The organism is Streptomyces tailanensis (genome assembly GCF_008386495.1).
GTDB classification, from domain to species: domain Bacteria; phylum Actinomycetota; class Actinomycetes; order Streptomycetales; family Streptomycetaceae; genus Streptomyces; species Streptomyces tailanensis.
On the sequence record NZ_VTHJ01000031.1, the window covers coordinates 23,080 to 39,482 of the forward strand.

Sequence of the window (16,403 nt, forward strand, 5' to 3'; positions counted from 1 at the left end):
TGGCGAGTCAACTTACCGGCGCGTAAGGAATTTTCAATGGTTTCGGCTCACAGTCCTCGCCCTCGACTTCCACGCCTACTCGTACGGTCACGGGCGGGCTTTCGCTCACCGGCGCCGGCCGCAGCCAAGTCATGTCATCAACCCATCCGCCGTCGCGATCGTCTCGGCCAGGTCGTACAGGTCCTGGTCCTCGCGGTGTCGGGCCAACTCATCGGCTCGATAGGAGAGTTGGCTTAGGGACGGGCTGCCCGGGAGGTCTGACCAGCGGCTGTCGCCCTGGCGTAGGGCGTCGGCGAAGTACGCGGCTACGGCTGCGACCTGGAGGCCGTGTGGTGATGTGGCCCAGAGGTCGTCGTGGAGGGTGGAGGCTTCGACGGCGGACGATTCCTCGTGCGGGGTGCGGGTGTCGGGGTCGAGCCAGCGGACGGTGGCGGTGGCCAGGTGGCCGTCGGCGCCCGGCTTGGTGCGGACGGCGTAGAGGGCCGTGACGGTGTGGCCGGGGCCGACCTCGCCGCCGTCGACGCGGTCGTCGCGGAAGTCCTCGTCGGCGACCTGGCGGTTGTCGTAGCCGATCAGGCGGAACTCCTCGACCGTCTCCGGGTCGAAGGCGACCTGGGCCTTGGCGTCGCGGGCGGTGAGGTCGATGTGGCGCGGGAGTTCCTCGCAGAAGAGCTTCTCGGCCTCCTCCTCGGTGGAGACGTAGGTGGTGTGGCCGTCGCCCTGGTCAGCGAGCTGTTCCATGAGGGCGTCGCCGTAGTCGCTGCCGACGCCGACGCCGAAGAGGGTGATGCCGTGCTCGCGGCGCTCGGTGCCGATGCGTTCGAGGATGGTGTCGGCGTCGGTGTCGCCGGTGTTGGCGAGGGCGTCGGAGAGGAGGACGACACGGTTGGTCGCGCCCTTGCGCAGGCCCTCGACGGCGGTTTCGTAGCCGGTCTCGACGCCCGCGCCGAGGTTGGTGGAGTTGGTGGGTTCCAGACTGTCGACGGCATCGTGGATCTCGCCCCGGTTGTCGTCGAGGCGGGTCATCGGCAGGACGGTCTCGGCCTCGTCGCTGAAGGTGACGATCGCGACGGAGTCGTCGTCGCGCAGTCGGTCCGTCATCGTGCGCAGGGCGTCCTGGGCGAGGTCGAGGCGGCCCGGTTCGGACATGGAACCACTGACGTCGATGACGAAGGTGAGCGCGGCGGGCGGGCGTTCGCCGTCGTCCCCGGCGGGGCGGGTGGCAAGGCCGACGCGGACCAGGGACCAGTTCTCGTCGGACGTACGGGCGCCGTCGACGGTGACCGAGAAGCCGTCGCCGTCGGGGCGTTCGTAGTCCTGGCGGAAGCTGTTGACGAACTCCTCGGGGCGGATCGTGGTGGGGTCGGGCAGGGTTCCGTCCCCGAGGGTGCGGCGGGCGTAGCCGTAGGAGGCGGTGTCGACGTCGAGGGCGAAGGTGGAGGTGTAGTCGGGGGTCGGGGCGATGTCGCGGGACTCGTCGCCCGGTTGCTCGCCGCGCTGTTCGCCGGAGTCGGTGCCGGTGCCCTCGGGGGCGGGGGCCGGGAAGCCGCCCGTGCTGTTGCCGCCCCCTTCGCGGTCGTACACCGACGAGTTGCCCCGGTCGACGCTGCTCTTGCCGCAGCCGGTGAGGAGCAGGGCGGCGGCCGTGCCCAGGGCGAGGAGCCCGGTGCTCAGCCGCCGTCGTGTCGGTCCTGTCCTGAGTGTCCTGCGATACGCACGCATCCGGGCCCCCTCGGCAGTCAGCTGTCGCCCTTCTGTGGGCGACTGTTGTGACTGTGACGGCGGAGGGGGCCCGGATGTGCGCTACGGGGTGTTGCGGATGCGTCTCGAAGCGGCCACGACCAGGGCCGGTCGAGACCGGTCGGTGATCTTCCGTTGACCTACGAGACCACGTCCTTGCGGCCGAAACCGCGGAAGGCCAGGGCGAACAGGATGAGCGCGTACGTTATGGAGAGGGACGTGCCCTGGATCATGTCGGAGTAGTCGGGCTGGGGGCGGACGACGTCCAGCCAGGCGTACTGGTAGTGCGCGGGCAGGAAGTCGCGCCAGTCACCGAGGGCGGTGACCTCGTCGAGGACGCTGCCGATGATGGTGAGGAAGACGGCGCCGCCGACCGCGCCGAGCGGGGCGTCGGTCCTTGTGGAGAGCCAGAACGCCAGGGCCGCGGTGACCAGTTGGGACACGAAGATGTACGCCACGGTGATCAGCAGCGCCTGCGCGGCTGCCGCTGGGGCCAGTTCGCCGCCCGTGGGCAGCTCCAGTGGGCCCCAGCCGTAGGCCGCCGTGCCGATGGCGAGGGCGATGACCGGCAGCAGCACCAGTGCGGCCAGGCTGAGGGTGAGGCCGACGGCGAGCTTGGACCACAGCAGGCGGGCGCGGGGCACCGGGGCGGCGAGGAGATAGCGCAGGGAGGACCAGCTGGCCTCCGAGGCGACCGTGTCGCCGCAGAACAGCGCGACGGGGATGACCAGCAGGAAGCCCGCGCCGGCGAACAGGTTCACCGCGGCGAAGTTCGTCCCGGACGCCGTCGCTGTGTCCATCAGGTTGACCCGGTTGCCGCCCTCGCCCGGGGTGCCGCCGACCTGGAAGGCGATCAGCAGGATGATCGGCAGGGCGAACAGGACGCCGCCCATGATCATCGTGCGCCGGCGCTTGAGCTGCCGGACCAGCTCGACCCTCAGGGGCAGGGTGCGGCCGGCGCGGTAGCCGTCGGCGACCTCGACGGGGGGCTCCGTGCGACCACCGGGTTCGCCCTGCCCGCCGTGTCGGCCGTCCTCGGCACGGTCGTCGCGCTCGGCGCGCTCGGTCAGCGTGCTCATGCGGACTCTCCGATCAGGGTGAGGAAGGCGTCTTCGAGGCGGCGGTGCGGGCCCACCGACTCCACGGGCACTTCCAGCCGTACGAGTTCGGCGACCAGGCGCTGTGCGCTGCCGCCGGCGTCGAGGCGGACGACCAGGCCGTCGTCGGTGAGCACGGCCGAGTCGATGCCCGGCAGTGCGGCGATCTTCTCGACGACCGGCTCCTCCACGGGTACGGAGGTGCCGACCAGCAGGGTGTCGCCGGAGCCGACGATCTCGCTCACGGGGCCCGCCTGGACGAGCTTGCCGTGGTCCATGACGACCAGGTGGGTGCAGGTCTGTTCGACCTCCGCCAGCAGGTGGCTGGAGACGATGACCGTACGGCCCGCCGCCGCGTACCGGATCATGACCTCGCGCATCTCGCGGATCTGTGGCGGGTCGAGTCCGTTCGTCGGCTCGTCGAGTATGAGCAGATCGGGCAGGCCGAGCATCGCCTGGGCGATGGCGAGGCGCTGGCGCATGCCCTGGGAGTAGGTGCGGACCGCGCGGGCCAGGGCGTCGCCGAGGCCGGCGATCTCCAGGGCCTCGTCCAGGTGGGCGTCCTCGGCCGGGCGGCCGGTGGCCTGCCAGTACAGCTCCAGGTTCTCGCGGCCGGACAGGTGCGGGAGGAAGCCCGCGCCCTCGACGAAGGCGCCGACCCGGGAGAGGACCGGGGCGCCCGGCACGATCGCGTGGCCGAAGACGCGGATCTCGCCGCCGTCCGGCTGGATCAGGCCCATCAGCATGCGCAGGGTCGTCGTCTTGCCCGCGCCGTTCGGCCCGAGGAGGCCGAGGACCTGGCCCTTCTCCACGCGGATGGAGAGGTCACGGACGCTGTAGCGGTCGCCGTTCTTGTACTTCTTGCTCAAGTCCGTGATCTGGAGCGGCACTTCGGCCAGCGTCGGGTCGGGGGCGGGGGTCGCGATACGGCGCCGTCCCGTCAGTATCAGCAGCGCCGCGATCACCGCGCCACCGATCGGCATGTACCAGACCCAGGCCGGCAGGGCGTCCGCACTGCCGACCGTGCCGAACGGCGTCGGCACCGCCAGGTCTCCCTTCAGGGAGACGGTGTACGTCGCCGGGGCGGCCGGCGAGGCGTAGCCGAGGTCGGTGGAGGCGAGGACCAGGCGGAGGCGGTGGCCGTCGTCCAGTTCGTAGTCGATGGCCGGGAGGGTGAGGTCGACGTCCTTGCCGGTCTTGGCGCCCTCCACCCGGATGGGCTCGACGAGCTGAGAGGGCAGGACCTGTGACCTGCCGTCCGGGCCGACGTCGTAGACCTTGGCGAAGAGCACGGCGTCCTCGCTGGTCGACTTCACATGGACGGTGGCTGTGGGTGAGCCGGTGATCTGGAGGTCGTCGGCGACGGGCTGCGACTCGAACGCGGCGAACTGGCCAGGGAAGTCGAGGGAGATGCTGACGCCGAGCGAGGACAGCTGGGCCAGGCCGCCTGCGGCGGAGCCGAGGCCGGGCAGGGCCGACACGGCGGGCGGGTTGGCGCCGGCCGGGTTGCGGAAGCTCTGCTCGCGTCCGGCGAGGGCGATCGACTGCCGGTCGCTCGTGAGGCCCGGGTACGTGTCGTCGGTCGTACCGCTCAGGCGGGTCTCGCCGTCGCCGGAGCCCGAGCCGAGGGTGCGGGTGACGCGGAACGCCGAGCCCGTGTCCGCGGCCTTGTCGTCCTTCAGGTAACGGTCGAACCAGGCGTTGACGCGGGACTGGAGGCGGCTCGTCTCCATGTCGCCGCCGTCATGGCCGCCGGAGATCCAGTCGACCTCCACGGGCGCGCCGCCCGCCTCGATCGCCTTGGCGGCCTCGTCGGCCTGGGCCAGCGGGAAGAGGGAGTCGCTCTGGCCCTGCATCAGCAGCGTGGGCACCTTGATGCGGTCGCCGACGGCCTCGGGGCTGCGCTCCTCAAGGAGCTTCACCGCCTCCTCGTCCGGCTCACCCGACTCCGCGACCCGCTCGTACATCTCGCATAGCTCGGCCTCGAACTTCTCGCAGCCGCCGTTGGTGTAGAAGAAGATGCCGGTCCACAGCTTCTTGTAGACGCCGTTCGGGAACAGGGCGTCCGCGAGGTTCCAGTACGTGATCGCGGGCGCGATGGCGTCGACCCGGTCGTCGTACCCGGCCGCCAGCAGCGAGATCGCGCCGCCGTACGAGGCACCGGCGGCGCCCACGCGCGGGTCGCCGTCCCTGTCCAGCTGGACCTCGGGGCGCTTGGCCAGCCAGTCGATGAGTTTGGAGACGTCGGCGACCTCGCCCTCGGGGTCGTTCAGCCCGATCTTGCCGGTGGACTCGCCGAAGCCGCGTGCCGACCAGGTCAGCACCGCGTAGCCGTCGCGGGCGAGGTCCTCGGCCTGGCTGCGTACGTCTTCCTTGTCGCCGCCGAAGCCGTGGCCCAGGAGGACGGCGGGGCGGCGGTCGTCGTCGCCCGCGCCCGCCGTGAAGTACGAGGTGTCCAGGCGGACGCCGTCGCCCACGGTCATGGCCTGGTCGGTGCGCTTGACCGGCACGGCCTCGTCCGAGGCGGTGGCCGTCCATGTGCCCGCTCCGGCGAGCACGACGACAGCGGCCGCGGCGGCGACGGTCCGTCGTGGCCTCCGCCGCAGTGCTCCGCGCAGTCGCAGTCCGGGCAGTCGAAGATCCATGCGTCAACGGTACGGGGAACCAGTGACAGCCCAGGGCCATCTTCGGGGGGAGGTGTGTGCCATCCCACGGTCGTACGGGGGGATTTCCGCATACAGCGGTCGCGGTACATGGGTGCCGACAGCAACCTGATAAGTCGCCCCCCGCCGCCCCTGCCCGTCCCTCCCCCCACTCTCGGCTTCGCTCGAGCGGGGGGACTCCCATCCAGGGGCGGCTGCCCCTTCGACCCCGCCACGCCTTCGAGCTCGGGGGGACAGGATGGTTGGCGGGTTCGGGTGGGTGGGGGCTGGTCGCGCAGTTCCCCTGAAAAGCTGGGGCTGCGCCCCGCTTTCCAGCGGCCCGCAGGGCCGTGACTTTCTGGGGCGCGGGGAACTGCGCGAGCAACCACGTGCCAACCCGCACCTGCCGACGCGGCGCATCCGGTGGCGGGAGTGTCGGTGGGTCCCGCTAGAGTCACGGCTCACAGTTGACACACATGTCCGCGAGGGACACACAACTTCGGGGTGGGGAAAATGAAGCTGGGGCGGAGCGCTGCCTGGGTGGGAGTCACGGCGGCGGCGCTCGCGGCGACGACGGCGTGCGGCGCGGAGAGCGTGAAGCAGGCGGCCGAGGCCGTGGACAAGTCCGACGCGATCATGGCGGCCCTGGCGAGGGCGACGGACCGGACCCAGGACCTCGGCTCCGCCCAGGTCAAGGCGACCACCGTGCTGAACGAGGGCGCCCCGGTCGTCATGGAGGGCACGTACTCCTGGGGCGACGGGCTCGCGTACGACGTGGTGATGGATACCGAGGCCGCCCAGATGCAGGAGCTGACGGACGACCCGTCCATGCGCGCCCTCTTCGTCGACGGCGCGTACTACTACGACATCGACCCGCAGCCCTCCGGCCCCCTCCAGGGCAAGGAGTGGATGCGGATAGATGCCTCCGCGATGTTCGGCGACAAGGGCGCGTCGGCCTTGGACAGCGGACAGGGCGGCGACCCGACGGCCTCGATGCGCACGCTGAAGTACGCGAACGACGTCGACGACCTCGGTACGGAGACCGTGAGCGGACGCGAGGTCACGCACTACCGAGGCGTGGTCCGCAAGGAGGACTTCGGCAGGTTCAAGGACACCTACGCGCCCGAGGACGAGACCCTCGCGAACCAGCTGACAGGCGGAGTCCAGAAGACGACGATCGACATCTGGGTCGGCGACGACGACCTGCCCGTCCGTATACGGCAGGAGCTGGGCGCGATGACCGTCACCATGGACTTCGGGAAGTTCAGCGCCACCAAGAAGATCCAGGCCCCGCCCGCCTCACAGACCGGCGACCTCACCGACGAGGTCAAGGAAGCCGCCGAGCAGGGCTGACCGCGGACACGGCGGTGCCCCGCTCCTTCCGCGTGGAAGGAGCGGGGCACCGTACGGACTCAGTGGTTGCGCGGGAAGCCCAGGTCCACGCCCGTGGGGGCGTCGGCCGGGTCGGGCCAGCGGGTCGTGACGACCTTGCCTCGGGTGTAGAAGTGGGTGCCGTCGTTGCCGTAGATGTGGTGGTCGCCGAACAACGAGTCCTTCCAGCCGCCGAAGCTGTGGTAGCCGACGGGGACCGGGATGGGGACGTTGACGCCGACCATGCCGGCCTCGACCTCCAGTTGGAAGCGGCGGGCGGCACCGCCGTCGCGGGTGAAGATGGCCGTGCCGTTGCCGAAGGGCGAGTTGTTGATGAGGGACATGCCCTCCTCGTACGTGTCCACGCGGAGCACGCACAGGACCGGGCCGAAGATCTCGTCCTGGTAGGCCTTCGCCGTCGTCGGGACCTTGTCGAGGAGCGAGATGCCGATCCAGTGGCCTTCCTCGAAGCCGTCGACCGTGTAGCCCGTGCCGTCCAGCACCACTTCCGAGCCTTCGGCCGCCGCGCCCTCGACGTACGACGCCACCTTGTCGCGGTGAGCCGCCGTGATCAGCGGACCCATCTCTGACGTCGGGTCGTTGCCGGGGCCGATCTTGATCTTCTCGGCTCGCTCGCGGATCTTCTCCACCAGCTCGTCGCCGATCGCGCCTACCGCCACCACCGCCGAGATCGCCATGCAGCGCTCGCCCGCCGAGCCGTAGGCCGCCGAGACCGCCGCGTCCGCCGCCGCGTCCAGGTCCGCGTCGGGCAGGACCAGCATGTGGTTCTTGGCGCCGCCCAGAGCCTGTACGCGCTTGCCGTTGGCGGAGGCGGTGGTGTGGATGTAGCGGGCGATCGGGGTCGAGCCCACGAACGACACCGCCTTGACGTCCGGGTGCTCCAGGAGGCGGTCCACCGCCACCTTGTCGCCGTGGACGACGTTGAAGACGCCGTCCGGCAGGCCCGCCTCCGACAGCAGCTCGGCGATCTTGATCGACGCCGACGGGTCCTTCTCGGACGGCTTCAGCACGAACGTGTTGCCGCACGCGATGGCCATCGGGAACATCCACATCGGGACCATCGCCGGGAAGTTGAACGGCGTGATGCCCGCGACGACGCCGAGGGGCTGGCGGATCGAGGAGACGTCCACGCGGCTGGCGACCTGCGTGGACAGCTCGCCCTTCAGCTGGACGTTGATGCCGCAGGCCAGGTCGACGATCTCCAGGCCGCGCGCGACCTCGCCGAGCGCGTCGCTGTGCACCTTGCCGTGCTCGGCGGTGATCAGCTCGGCGATCGCGTCACGGTTGGCGTCGAGCAGCGCGCGGAACTTGAAGAGGATGGATGTGCGCTGGGCCAGCGAGGACTGGCCCCACGTCGCGTACGCCTCCTTGGCGGTCGCGACTGCCGCGTCCACCTCGTCGACCGTCGCGAACGCGACCTTCGTGGTGACCGCGCCGGTCGCCGGGTCCGTGACCGGCCCGAACGTACCCGACGCGCCTTCGACGGTCTTGCCGCCGATCCAGTGGTTGACGATCTTCGTCATGCCGAGAACTCCTTCTTACAGATGGCGGCGTCGGGTAGAGACGTGCCGGTCGTACTCCTCGCGGGCCTTGACCGCCGACGGGCGGGTCGCGGTCTCGGCCACAGGAACATCCCACCAGGCCTGCGCGGGAGGCGGGCCCGACACTGTGTCTGCCGTTTCGGTCTCCACGTAGACACATGTGGGAGTGTCGGCGGCCCGCGCCTCGGCGAGGGCCGCCCGCAGGCCGCGGACGGTCTTGGCCCGCAGGACGCGCATGCCGAGACTGGCCGCGTTGGCGGCGAGGTCCACGGGCAGCGGAGCACCCGTGAACGTGCCGTCCTCGGAGCGGTACCGATAGGCCGTGCCGAAGCGCTCGGCGCCGGTCTCCTGGGACAGGCCGCCGATGGACGCGTACCCGTGGTTCTGGATGATCAGCACCTTGATCGGGATGTTCTCCTGCACGGCGGTGACGATCTCGGTCGGCATCATCAGATACGTGCCGTCGCCGACCAGCGCCCAGACCGGCCGCCCGTGGGCCGCCATCCTCACGCCGATCGCGGCCGGGATCTCGTACCCCATGCAGGAGTAGCCGTACTCCAGGTGGTACTGGTCGCGCGACCGCGCCCGCCACAGTTTGTGCAGGTCGCCGGGGAGGGAGCCGGCCGCGTTGATGAGGATGTCGTTCTCGTCGACGAGTTCGTCGAGGAGGCCGAGGACCTGGGCCTGGGTGGGCCGGGTGTCCGGCTCGTCGGCCTCGTAGCAGGCGTCGACGCGGTGCTCCCAGCGCTGCTTGTCCTCGGAGTACTCGGTGACATAAGCGTCCGCGACCCGGTACCCGTGCAGTTCGAGCGCCTGGGTCAGCTCCTCCAACCCGACGCGCGCGTCGGCGATCAGTGGCAGCCCGGAGAGCTTGTGACCGTCGTACGGCGCGATGTTGAGGTTGAGGAAGCGGACGCCGTCGGCGGCGAAGAGGGTGCCGGAGGCGGTCGTGAAGTCCGTGTACCGGGTACCCACACCGATCACCAGGTCGGCGGTGCGGGCCAGTTCGTTGGCGGTCGCGGTGCCGGTGTGGCCGATGGCGCCGACGTCCTGGGGGTGGTCGTAGCGCAGGGAGCCCTTGCCGGCCTGCGTGGACGACACGGGAATGCCGGTGGCGTCGGCGAACTCGGCGAGCGCTTCCTCCCCGCGGGCGTGGTGGACACCGCCGCCGGCGACGATCAGGGGGCGCCCGGCTTCGCGGATCGCCCGTACGGCGGCGGACAGTTCGGAACCGTCGGCCGCGGGACGGCGTACGTTCCAGGCCCGCTCGGCGAAGAACTCCTCCGGCCAGTCGTACGCCTCCGCCTGCACGTCCTGCGGGAGGGCGAGCGTGACGGCGCCCGTCTCGACCGGGTCGGCGAGCACCCGCATCGCCTGGAGCGCGGCCGGGATCAGGGCCTCGGGGCGGGTGATCCGGTCGAAGTACTTCGACACCGGGCGCAGGCAGTCGTTGACGGACACGTCACCCGCGTACGGGACCTCGAGCTGCTGGAGCACCGGGTCCGCGGGCCGGGTGGCGAAGATGTCGCCGGGGAGGAGCAGGACCGGCAGGTGGTTGATCGTGGCGAGGGCGGCGCCGGTGACGAGGTTGGTGGCGCCCGGGCCGATGGACGTCGTCACGGCGTGCGTGGAAAGGCGGCCCGACTGCCGGGCGTAGCCCACTGCCGCGTGCACCATCGATTGTTCGTTGCGGCCCTGGTAATACGGCATGTCGTCGGCGTACTCGATCAGCGCCTGGCCGAGGCCCGCGACGTTGCCGTGGCCGAAGATGCCCCAGGTGGCGCCGATCAGCCGCTGCCGCTCGCCGTCGCGTTCGGTGTACTGGGCGGCGAGGAAGCGTACGAGCGCCTGCGCGACCGTGAGCCTCGTGGTGTTCGTCGAGGTCCCGGTGCTCATCGGTAACCCTCCGTGTGATCGGGGTGGAAGCAGATCCGCCACTGGCGCTCGGAGCCCGGGCCTGCCATGACGTTCAGGTAGTACATGCTGTGGCCGGGCTGCGCGATGGACGGCCCGTGCCAGCCGTCGGGAACCAGCACGGCGTCACCGGAACGGACCTCGGCGAGCACGTCGGATCCGCCCTCGCGGGAGGGGAACACGCGCTGGTAGCCGAAGCCGTTCGGGCCGTCGATCTCGAAGTAGTAGATCTCCTCGAGTTCGGTCTCCTCCCCCGGCCGGTTCTCGTCGTGCTTGTGCGGCGGGTACGAGGACCAGTTGCCACCGGGGGTGATGACCTCGACGGTGATGAGCTTGTCGCACTCGAAGGCGTCGGCGGAGGCGAAGTTGCGCACCTGGCGGGCGCAGGTGCCACTGCCGCGGTCCTCGACGGGGACCTCCGGCGCGGGGCCGTAACGAGCGGGGAGTCGTCGCTCGCACTTCGCTCCTGCCAAAGCGAAGCGGCCTCCCGCGCCGGAGGCGATCTGTACCCGGGAGTCGCGGGGCGCGTAGACGAAGTCGGAGACTCCGGCGAACACGTTCTCCCGGCCCAGGATTTCAAACTCGGTTGTCTCGCTGCCGTCCAGTACCTGAACAGTGCAGGCACCGTTCAGGGACAGCGCGATCCACTCGCTGTCCTCGGTCGTGAACGTGTGCGTACCGCCCGGTGGGAGTTCGACGATGCGCAGGCTGCTGTGGGTCCAGCCCGCCCGCTTCGGGTCGATGTCGACGGCGTATTCCGTGCCCGCCGTCGCCCCCTTGGGGACGTACAGCTCGGTCTTCTGTGTCATGCGGCCCTCACAACAGTCCTACGGCGGTGTCCACGGCGGCGGTCACATCGTCGTCCGCCGGGTAGAGCAGCGAACGGCCGACCACCAGACCCTGGACGGTGGGGAGTTGCAGCGCGCCCCGCCACTTCTCGTACGCGCCCTCCTGGTCCCCGCCGACCTCGCCGCCGAGCAGGACGGCGGGGAGGGTCGAGGTCTCCATGACGCGGGCCATGTCGTCGGGGTTCTCGGTGACGGGCACCTTCAGCCAGGTGTACGCCGAACTGCCGCCGAGCCCGGCGGCTATGGCGATCGACTTGGTGACGGCGTCGGCGCTCAGGTCGTTGCGGACCTTGCCGGTGGCGGGGTCGCGGCGGCTGATGAACGGCTCGACGAACACGGGGAGCTTGCGCTCGGCCATCGCGTCGACGGCGTGCGCGGTGGACTCCAGGGTGTCGAGGGAGCCCGGGTCGTCGTAGTCGATGCGCAGGAGGAGCTTGCCGGCGTCGAAGCCGAGGCGCTCGATGTCCTGGGGGCGGTGGCCGGTGAAACGGTCGTCCAACTCGAAGGAGGCGCCCGCGAGACCGCCGCGGTTCATCGAGCCCATGACGACCTTGTTGTCGAGGGCGCCGAGGAGGAGCAGGTCGTCGAGGATGTCGGCGGTCGCGAGGACGCCGTCGACGCCGGGGCGGGACAGCGCCAGGCACAGCCGTTCGAGCAGGTCGGCCCGGTTCGCCATGGCGAGCCTGCGGTCGCCGACGGAGAGGGCGCCGCGGGCCGGGTGGTCGGCGGCCACGATCATCAGCCGGCCGGAGTCGCCGATCAGGGGGCGGCGGGTGCGGCGGGTTGCGGCTTCGGCGATCGCCTCGGGGTGCTGGGCGCGGGTGCGGGCGAGGGCGGAGACGTCTATGGGGCTGAGGGGGGTGGTGACAGTTGCTTGGGCGGTGCCGGAAGCGCCGAGGCTGTCGGGCTCGGTGAAAGTGGTGTGGACGGTGCCGCCGGGCTCGGTGGCGGTCACAGGACTGCCCCTGCCTTGACCGCGGCCTCGATCTCCTCGGTCGTGGGCATCGCGGAGGAGCACTCCAGGCGGGAGGCGACGATCGCGCCGGCGGCATTGGCGTGGCGCATGATCCGCTCCAGGTCCCAGCCTTCGAGCAGGCCGTGGCAGAGGGAGCCGCCGAAGGCGTCACCGGCGCCGAGGCCGTTGAGGACGTTGACGGGAAGGGGCGGGACCTCGGCGGAGTCGCCCTTGCTGTTGACCGCGAGGACACCCTTGGGGCCCTGCTTGACGACCGCGAGTTCGACCCCGGCGTCGAGGAGCGCGCGGGCGGCGGCCTGCGGCTCACGTACGCCGGTGGCGACCTCGACCTCGTCCAGGTTGCCGACGGCGACCGTGGTGTGGCGGAGGGCCTCCTCGTAGAAGGGGCGGGCCTCGGCCGGGTCGGTCCAGAACATCGGCCGCCAGTCGAGGTCGAAGACGGTCGTGCCGGCCTTGGCCCGGTGGGCGAGGGCCGCGAGGGTCGCCGTACGGCTGGGCTCCTCGCTCAGGCCCGTGCCGGTCACCCAGAAGATGCGGGTGTCGCGGATCGCGTCGAGGTCGAGCTCGTGGGCGTCGATCTCCAGGTCCGGGGCCTTGGGGCGGCGGTAGAAGTAGAGCGGGAAGTCGTCCGGCGGGAAGACCTCGCAGAACGTGACCGGCGTCGGCAGGCCCGGCACCGGGGTCACCCACCGGTCGTCCACGCCGAAGTCGCGCAGGGCCTGGTGGAGGTACTCCCCGAAGGGGTCCTCGCCCGTGCGGGTGATGACCGCGGTGCTGCGGCCGAGGCGGGCGGCGGCCACCGCGACATTGCTCGCCGAACCGCCGAGGAACTTCCCGAAGGACGTCACCTGCGACAGCGGGACCCCCGTCTGCAACGGGTAGAGGTCCACACCGATCCGCCCCATGGTGATCAGGTCGTACGCCATCGAGTTCCCTTCACGCTCCGGTTCCGTCAAGGTCTAGCTCCGTCAGAGCGACCCTGTCAATGTTTTGTCCAGACATTCGGACTACCTATTGACACCATTCGTTTCCGGCCGGAAGCTGACGCCCATGACGTCGTTGTCACCTCAGTCCTCACTCTCCCGCATCAGGATCGGCTCGGCGCCCGACTCCTGGGGCGTGTGGTTCCCCGACGACCCTCAGCAGGTCCCCTGGAAGCGCTTCCTCGACGAGGTCGCCGCCTCCGGCTACGAGTGGATCGAGCTGGGACCGTACGGCTATCTGCCGACCGATCCGGCCGTCCTCACCGAGGAGACCGCCAAGCGCGGCCTGAAAGTGTCGGCCGGCACGGTCTTCACCGGGCTGCATCACGGCCCCGACGTCTGGGAGAAGACCTGGGCGCACGTGGCCGACAACGCGGTCCTCGCGCAGGCGATGGGCGCCAGACATCTCGTCGTCATCCCGTCCTTCTGGCGGGACGACAAGACGGGCGAGGTGCTGGAGCCGAGCGAGCTGACCGTCGAGCAGTGGCGGCACCTCACCCAGCTCACCGAGCGGCTCGGACGGGAGGTGCGTGAGCGGTACGGGCTGCAGATCGTCGTCCACCCGCACGCGGACACCCATATCGACAGCGAGGAGAACGTCGTCCGGTTCCTCGACGGCACGGACTCGTCGGTCGTCTCGCTCTGCCTCGACACCGGGCACTACGCCTACTGCGGCGGCGACAGCGTCAAGCTGATCGAGACGTACGGGGAGCGCATCGGGTATCTGCACCTCAAGCAGGTCGACCCCGAGATCCTCGCCGAGGTCCGCGCGAACGAGACTCCGTTCGGGCCAGCCGTGGCGAAGGGTGTGATGTGTGAGCCGCCGGCGGGTGTGCCGGCACTGGAGCCGGTGCTGGCCGCTGCGGCGAAGCTGGATGTGGATCTGTTCGCGATCGTCGAGCAGGACATGTATCCGTGTGCGCCTGACGCTCCGCTGCCGATCGCCAAGAGGACTCGGGCGTTCTTGAGGTCTTGCGGGGCGTGAGCGTTCCGCTGGGGTGAGCCGTGTAGCGCCGTTGCGGTGCGGGGTCTGTTTTTGGCCGCGGGTTCGTTGTGGCTGGTCGCGCCCACGCGGCGGACCCGCATATCGATGCAGCCACCGCGCCCCTAAAGGGCGCGCCGGCGCTTGGCTGCGTCACAAAGGCACCCTTCTGTCACAGGTGTCACGTGTGCGCGGGTGTGGTGTCACAGGCACTCGACAACGGGGCCCTGGTGGTCACTCTGTGTCGTTGAGGGGGCACAGGTTTTGTGATCACCAGCGCGAGGTGCCATTGATGACCGACCGACGCCTCTGGTCGTACAAGGACATCGCGGCGCACATCAGTGTGCAGCCCGACACCGTCCGCTCGTACCGAAAACACGGGCTGTTGCCGCCGCCCGACCACGTGGAGGGCGGCAAGCCCTACTGGTACGCCGACACGATCCGCGCCTGGGTCGCCTCCAGACCGGGCAATCGGGGGCGCAAGGTCGACTGACCGACTCCGCACGCCATTTATTTGTTTACTCCCTTTATTCATTTGTCCCCGGGTCCGTCCGCTGTCCAGGATCCGGGGATGAGCTTTTCCGTGAAACCCGTGCTCACCGGTGAGCGGACCGTGCTGCGGCCGTTCACCGAGGAGGACGTGCCCGTGATGGCGCGGATCCTGTCCGATCCGGAGGTCATACGGCTCACCGGCAGCCCGACCGAGGCGCTCGGCCCGGACCGGCTGCGCTCCTGGTACGGCACTCGCAACGACCAGAGCGACCGCCTCGACCTCGGCATCGTCGACCGGGCGAGTGGCGAACTCGTCGGTGAGGCCGTGCTGAACATGGGGTCCCCCCGGCTCGAGCGAAGCCGAGAGCTGGGGGAGGGATGAGGCGAACCGCAGCTGTTGCTTACGGATTCTCATCGGTCCCGGTGGGCGGGACCGTGGCCTGGGCACGGAGGCCGTGCGGCTGACGGTCGGCCACGCCTTCGAGCGGCTCGGCCTGCACCGCGTCTCGTTGTACGTGTTCACCCACACCCCCCGGGCACAGCGCGCCTACGAGAAGGCCGGTTTCGTGGCCGAGGGTGTGGAGCGGCAGACCCTGTGGCAGGACGGGGAGTGGATCGACGCCGTACGGATGTCGATCCTCGCCCCCCGAGCGGGCCGCCCATCGGGGGCGGCCCGGGGTCGGGAGCGTCAGCTCCACGGCTGGATGACCGTCACGCCGCTGCCGGGGGCTGTGTCCATCGCCGCGAGGGCGGCCGGGGCCGCGGCCAGCGGGATCGTCGAGGTCACCAGGAGGTCGGGGCGCAGAACGCCTGCGCGGACCAGTTCCAGCATCTCCGGGTAGGCGTGGGCCTGCATGCCGTGGCTGCCCAGGAGTTCGAGTTCCAGGGCGATCGCTCGGGCCATGGGGACCGGGGTGGTGCCGGTCTCGGAGGGGAGCAGGCCTACCTGGATGTGGCGGCCTCGGCGGCGGAGGCTGTTGACCGAGGCCGCACAGGTGATCGGGGAGCCCAAGGCGTCCAGGGAGAGGTGGGCGCCGCCGGCGGTGAGGTCGCGTATCGCCTCGGCCGTGTCCGGTACGCCGGAGGCGTCCACGCACTCCGCCGCGCCGAACTTCCTCGCCAGGTCCAGGGCCTGGGCGGAGACGTCCACGCCGATCACGCGGGCGCCGGAGGCCGCCGCGATCATCACCGCCGACAGGCCCACGCCGCCGCAGCCGTGCACCGCGACCCATTCGCCCGCCTTGACGCGGCCCTGTGCCACGACCGCGCGGAACGCCGTCGCGAAGCGGCAGCCCAGGGAGGCCGCCGTGCCGTACGACAGTTCCTCGGGCAGGGCCACGAGGTTCACGTCGGCGTGGTCCAGTGCCACGTACTGCGCGAACGAGCCCCAGTGGGTGAAGCCCGGCTGTGTCTGGCGCTCGCACACCTGCTGGTCGCCTGCGGCGCAGGACGCGCAGGTTCCGCAGGCGCAGATGAAGGGGACGGTGACTCGGTCGCCGGGGTGCCAGGCGGTCACCTCGGCGCCGACCGTCTCCACGACTCCGGCGAGTTCGTGGCCGGGGACGTGGGGCAGGGTGATGTCCGGGTCGTGGCCCTGCCAGCCGTGCCAGTCGCTGCGGCAGAGGCCGGTGGCTTCGACTCGTACGACTACGCCGTGCGGGGGTGGGGTGGGGTCCGGCATGTTCCGTATCTCGGCCGGCTCGCCGAACTGCTCGAACACCACCGCGTACATCTGCCTCACCTTTCGCCCCGCCGTCGCTACCGACCAGCATTGTCGCCCCCGCCGCCCCTACCCG

12 protein-coding genes and 1 pseudogene are annotated in these 16,403 nt (G+C 70.5%); 4 read left to right on the forward strand and 9 right to left on the reverse strand.

Features of this window, described 5'->3' with window-relative positions; all coding sequences use genetic code 11:
* Nucleotides 1–129 precede the first annotated feature (129 nt).
* The 3 genes from F3T56_RS24280 to F3T56_RS24290 form a co-directional block, all read right to left on the reverse strand.
* A complete protein-coding gene (locus F3T56_RS24280) occupies nucleotides 130–1,722 on the reverse strand; it encodes a vWA domain-containing protein (protein WP_149827502.1) in 1,593 nt (530 codons plus the stop codon).
* A gap of 158 nt (nucleotides 1,723–1,880) precedes the next feature.
* On the reverse strand, nucleotides 1,881–2,819 hold the full coding sequence (locus tag F3T56_RS24285; RefSeq protein WP_246203798.1) for an ABC transporter permease: 939 nt from the start codon (nucleotides 2,817–2,819) through the stop codon (nucleotides 1,881–1,883).
* Nucleotides 2,816–5,482, reverse strand: coding sequence for an alpha/beta fold hydrolase (locus tag F3T56_RS24290; protein WP_149827503.1), 2,667 nt, complete (start codon nucleotides 5,480–5,482; stop codon nucleotides 2,816–2,818). Before F3T56_RS24290 ends, F3T56_RS24285 begins: the two co-directional genes overlap by 4 nt.
* A gap of 510 nt (nucleotides 5,483–5,992) precedes the next feature.
* Between F3T56_RS24290 and F3T56_RS24300 the strand changes: the two genes are divergently transcribed.
* Nucleotides 5,993–6,832 (forward strand): SCO4651 family lipoprotein, encoded by an 840-nt coding sequence (locus F3T56_RS24300; protein ID WP_149827505.1) that lies wholly within the window; start codon nucleotides 5,993–5,995, stop codon nucleotides 6,830–6,832.
* 59 nt (nucleotides 6,833–6,891) lie between these two features.
* Here the strand turns inward: F3T56_RS24300 and mmsA are convergent, their stop codons facing one another.
* The 5 genes from mmsA to iolC all read right to left on the reverse strand — a co-directional run bounded on the left by mmsA (nucleotide 6,892) and on the right by iolC (nucleotide 13,076).
* Nucleotides 6,892–8,394: a CoA-acylating methylmalonate-semialdehyde dehydrogenase gene (gene mmsA / locus F3T56_RS48115; RefSeq protein ID WP_246203799.1), complete on the reverse strand. Its 1,503-nt coding sequence runs from the start codon at nucleotides 8,392–8,394 to the stop codon at nucleotides 6,892–6,894.
* A 15-nt stretch (nucleotides 8,395–8,409) separates the two neighbouring features.
* Nucleotides 8,410–10,308: a 3D-(3,5/4)-trihydroxycyclohexane-1,2-dione acylhydrolase (decyclizing) gene (iolD, locus tag F3T56_RS48120; RefSeq protein WP_246203800.1), complete on the reverse strand. Its 1,899-nt coding sequence runs from the start codon at nucleotides 10,306–10,308 to the stop codon at nucleotides 8,410–8,412.
* Nucleotides 10,305–11,135, reverse strand: a complete 831-nt coding sequence (gene iolB / locus F3T56_RS24310; protein WP_149827506.1) for a 5-deoxy-glucuronate isomerase — start codon at nucleotides 11,133–11,135, stop codon at nucleotides 10,305–10,307. The genes iolD and iolB overlap by 4 nt, the downstream gene beginning before the upstream one ends.
* 7 nt (nucleotides 11,136–11,142) lie before the next feature.
* Nucleotides 11,143–12,021, reverse strand: a complete 879-nt coding sequence (locus F3T56_RS24315; protein ID WP_149827564.1) for a Cgl0159 family (beta/alpha)8-fold protein — start codon at nucleotides 12,019–12,021, stop codon at nucleotides 11,143–11,145.
* 104 nt (nucleotides 12,022–12,125) lie between these two features.
* Nucleotides 12,126–13,076 (reverse strand): 5-dehydro-2-deoxygluconokinase, encoded by a 951-nt coding sequence (gene iolC / locus F3T56_RS24320; RefSeq protein WP_149827563.1) that lies wholly within the window; start codon nucleotides 13,074–13,076, stop codon nucleotides 12,126–12,128.
* A gap of 124 nt (nucleotides 13,077–13,200) precedes the next feature.
* On the opposite strand from iolC, the gene F3T56_RS24325 reads away from it, so the two are divergent.
* The 3 genes and pseudogenes from F3T56_RS24325 to F3T56_RS49360 all read left to right on the forward strand — a co-directional run bounded on the left by F3T56_RS24325 (nucleotide 13,201) and on the right by F3T56_RS49360 (nucleotide 15,315).
* Nucleotides 13,201–14,118, forward strand: coding sequence for a sugar phosphate isomerase/epimerase family protein (locus F3T56_RS24325; RefSeq protein ID WP_149827507.1), 918 nt, complete (start codon nucleotides 13,201–13,203; stop codon nucleotides 14,116–14,118).
* Nucleotides 14,119–14,407: 289 nt separating this feature from the next.
* Nucleotides 14,408–14,608 carry a helix-turn-helix transcriptional regulator gene (locus tag F3T56_RS24330; RefSeq protein ID WP_149827508.1) on the forward strand — a complete coding sequence of 67 codons (201 nt, stop codon included), beginning with the start codon at nucleotides 14,408–14,410 and terminating at the stop codon, nucleotides 14,606–14,608.
* Nucleotides 14,609–14,686: 78 nt separating this feature from the next.
* Nucleotides 14,687–15,315 (forward strand): annotated as a pseudogene (locus tag F3T56_RS49360) (GNAT family N-acetyltransferase).
* Here F3T56_RS49360 and F3T56_RS24340 read toward each other — a convergent pair.
* A complete protein-coding gene (locus F3T56_RS24340; RefSeq protein WP_149827509.1) occupies nucleotides 15,296–16,339 on the reverse strand; it encodes a zinc-dependent alcohol dehydrogenase family protein in 1,044 nt (347 codons plus the stop codon). The pseudogene F3T56_RS49360 and the gene F3T56_RS24340 overlap by 20 nt on opposite strands.
* Nucleotides 16,340–16,403: the final 64 nt, after the last annotated feature.

Coding starts and splice junctions, on each gene's coding strand:
- mmsA (WP_246203799.1), bottom strand. CDS start 8,394: ATGACGAAGATCGTCAACCACTGGATCGGCGGCAAGACCGTCGAAGGC.
- iolB (WP_149827506.1), bottom strand. CDS start 11,135: ATGACACAGAAGACCGAGCTGTACGTCCCCAAGGGGGCGACGGCGGGC.
- F3T56_RS24290 (WP_149827503.1), bottom strand. CDS start 5,482: ATGGATCTTCGACTGCCCGGACTGCGACTGCGCGGAGCACTGCGGCGG.
- F3T56_RS24330 (WP_149827508.1), top strand. CDS start 14,408: ATGACCGACCGACGCCTCTGGTCGTACAAGGACATCGCGGCGCACATC.
- F3T56_RS24300 (WP_149827505.1), top strand. CDS start 5,993: ATGAAGCTGGGGCGGAGCGCTGCCTGGGTGGGAGTCACGGCGGCGGCG.
- F3T56_RS24280 (WP_149827502.1), bottom strand. CDS start 1,722: ATGCGTGCGTATCGCAGGACACTCAGGACAGGACCGACACGACGGCGG.
- F3T56_RS24325 (WP_149827507.1), top strand. CDS start 13,201: ATGACGTCGTTGTCACCTCAGTCCTCACTCTCCCGCATCAGGATCGGC.
- F3T56_RS24285 (WP_246203798.1), bottom strand. CDS start 2,819: ATGAGCACGCTGACCGAGCGCGCCGAGCGCGACGACCGTGCCGAGGAC.
- F3T56_RS24340 (WP_149827509.1), bottom strand. CDS start 16,339: ATGTACGCGGTGGTGTTCGAGCAGTTCGGCGAGCCGGCCGAGATACGG.
- iolC (WP_149827563.1), bottom strand. CDS start 13,076: ATGGCGTACGACCTGATCACCATGGGGCGGATCGGTGTGGACCTCTAC.
- iolD (WP_246203800.1), bottom strand. CDS start 10,308: ATGAGCACCGGGACCTCGACGAACACCACGAGGCTCACGGTCGCGCAG.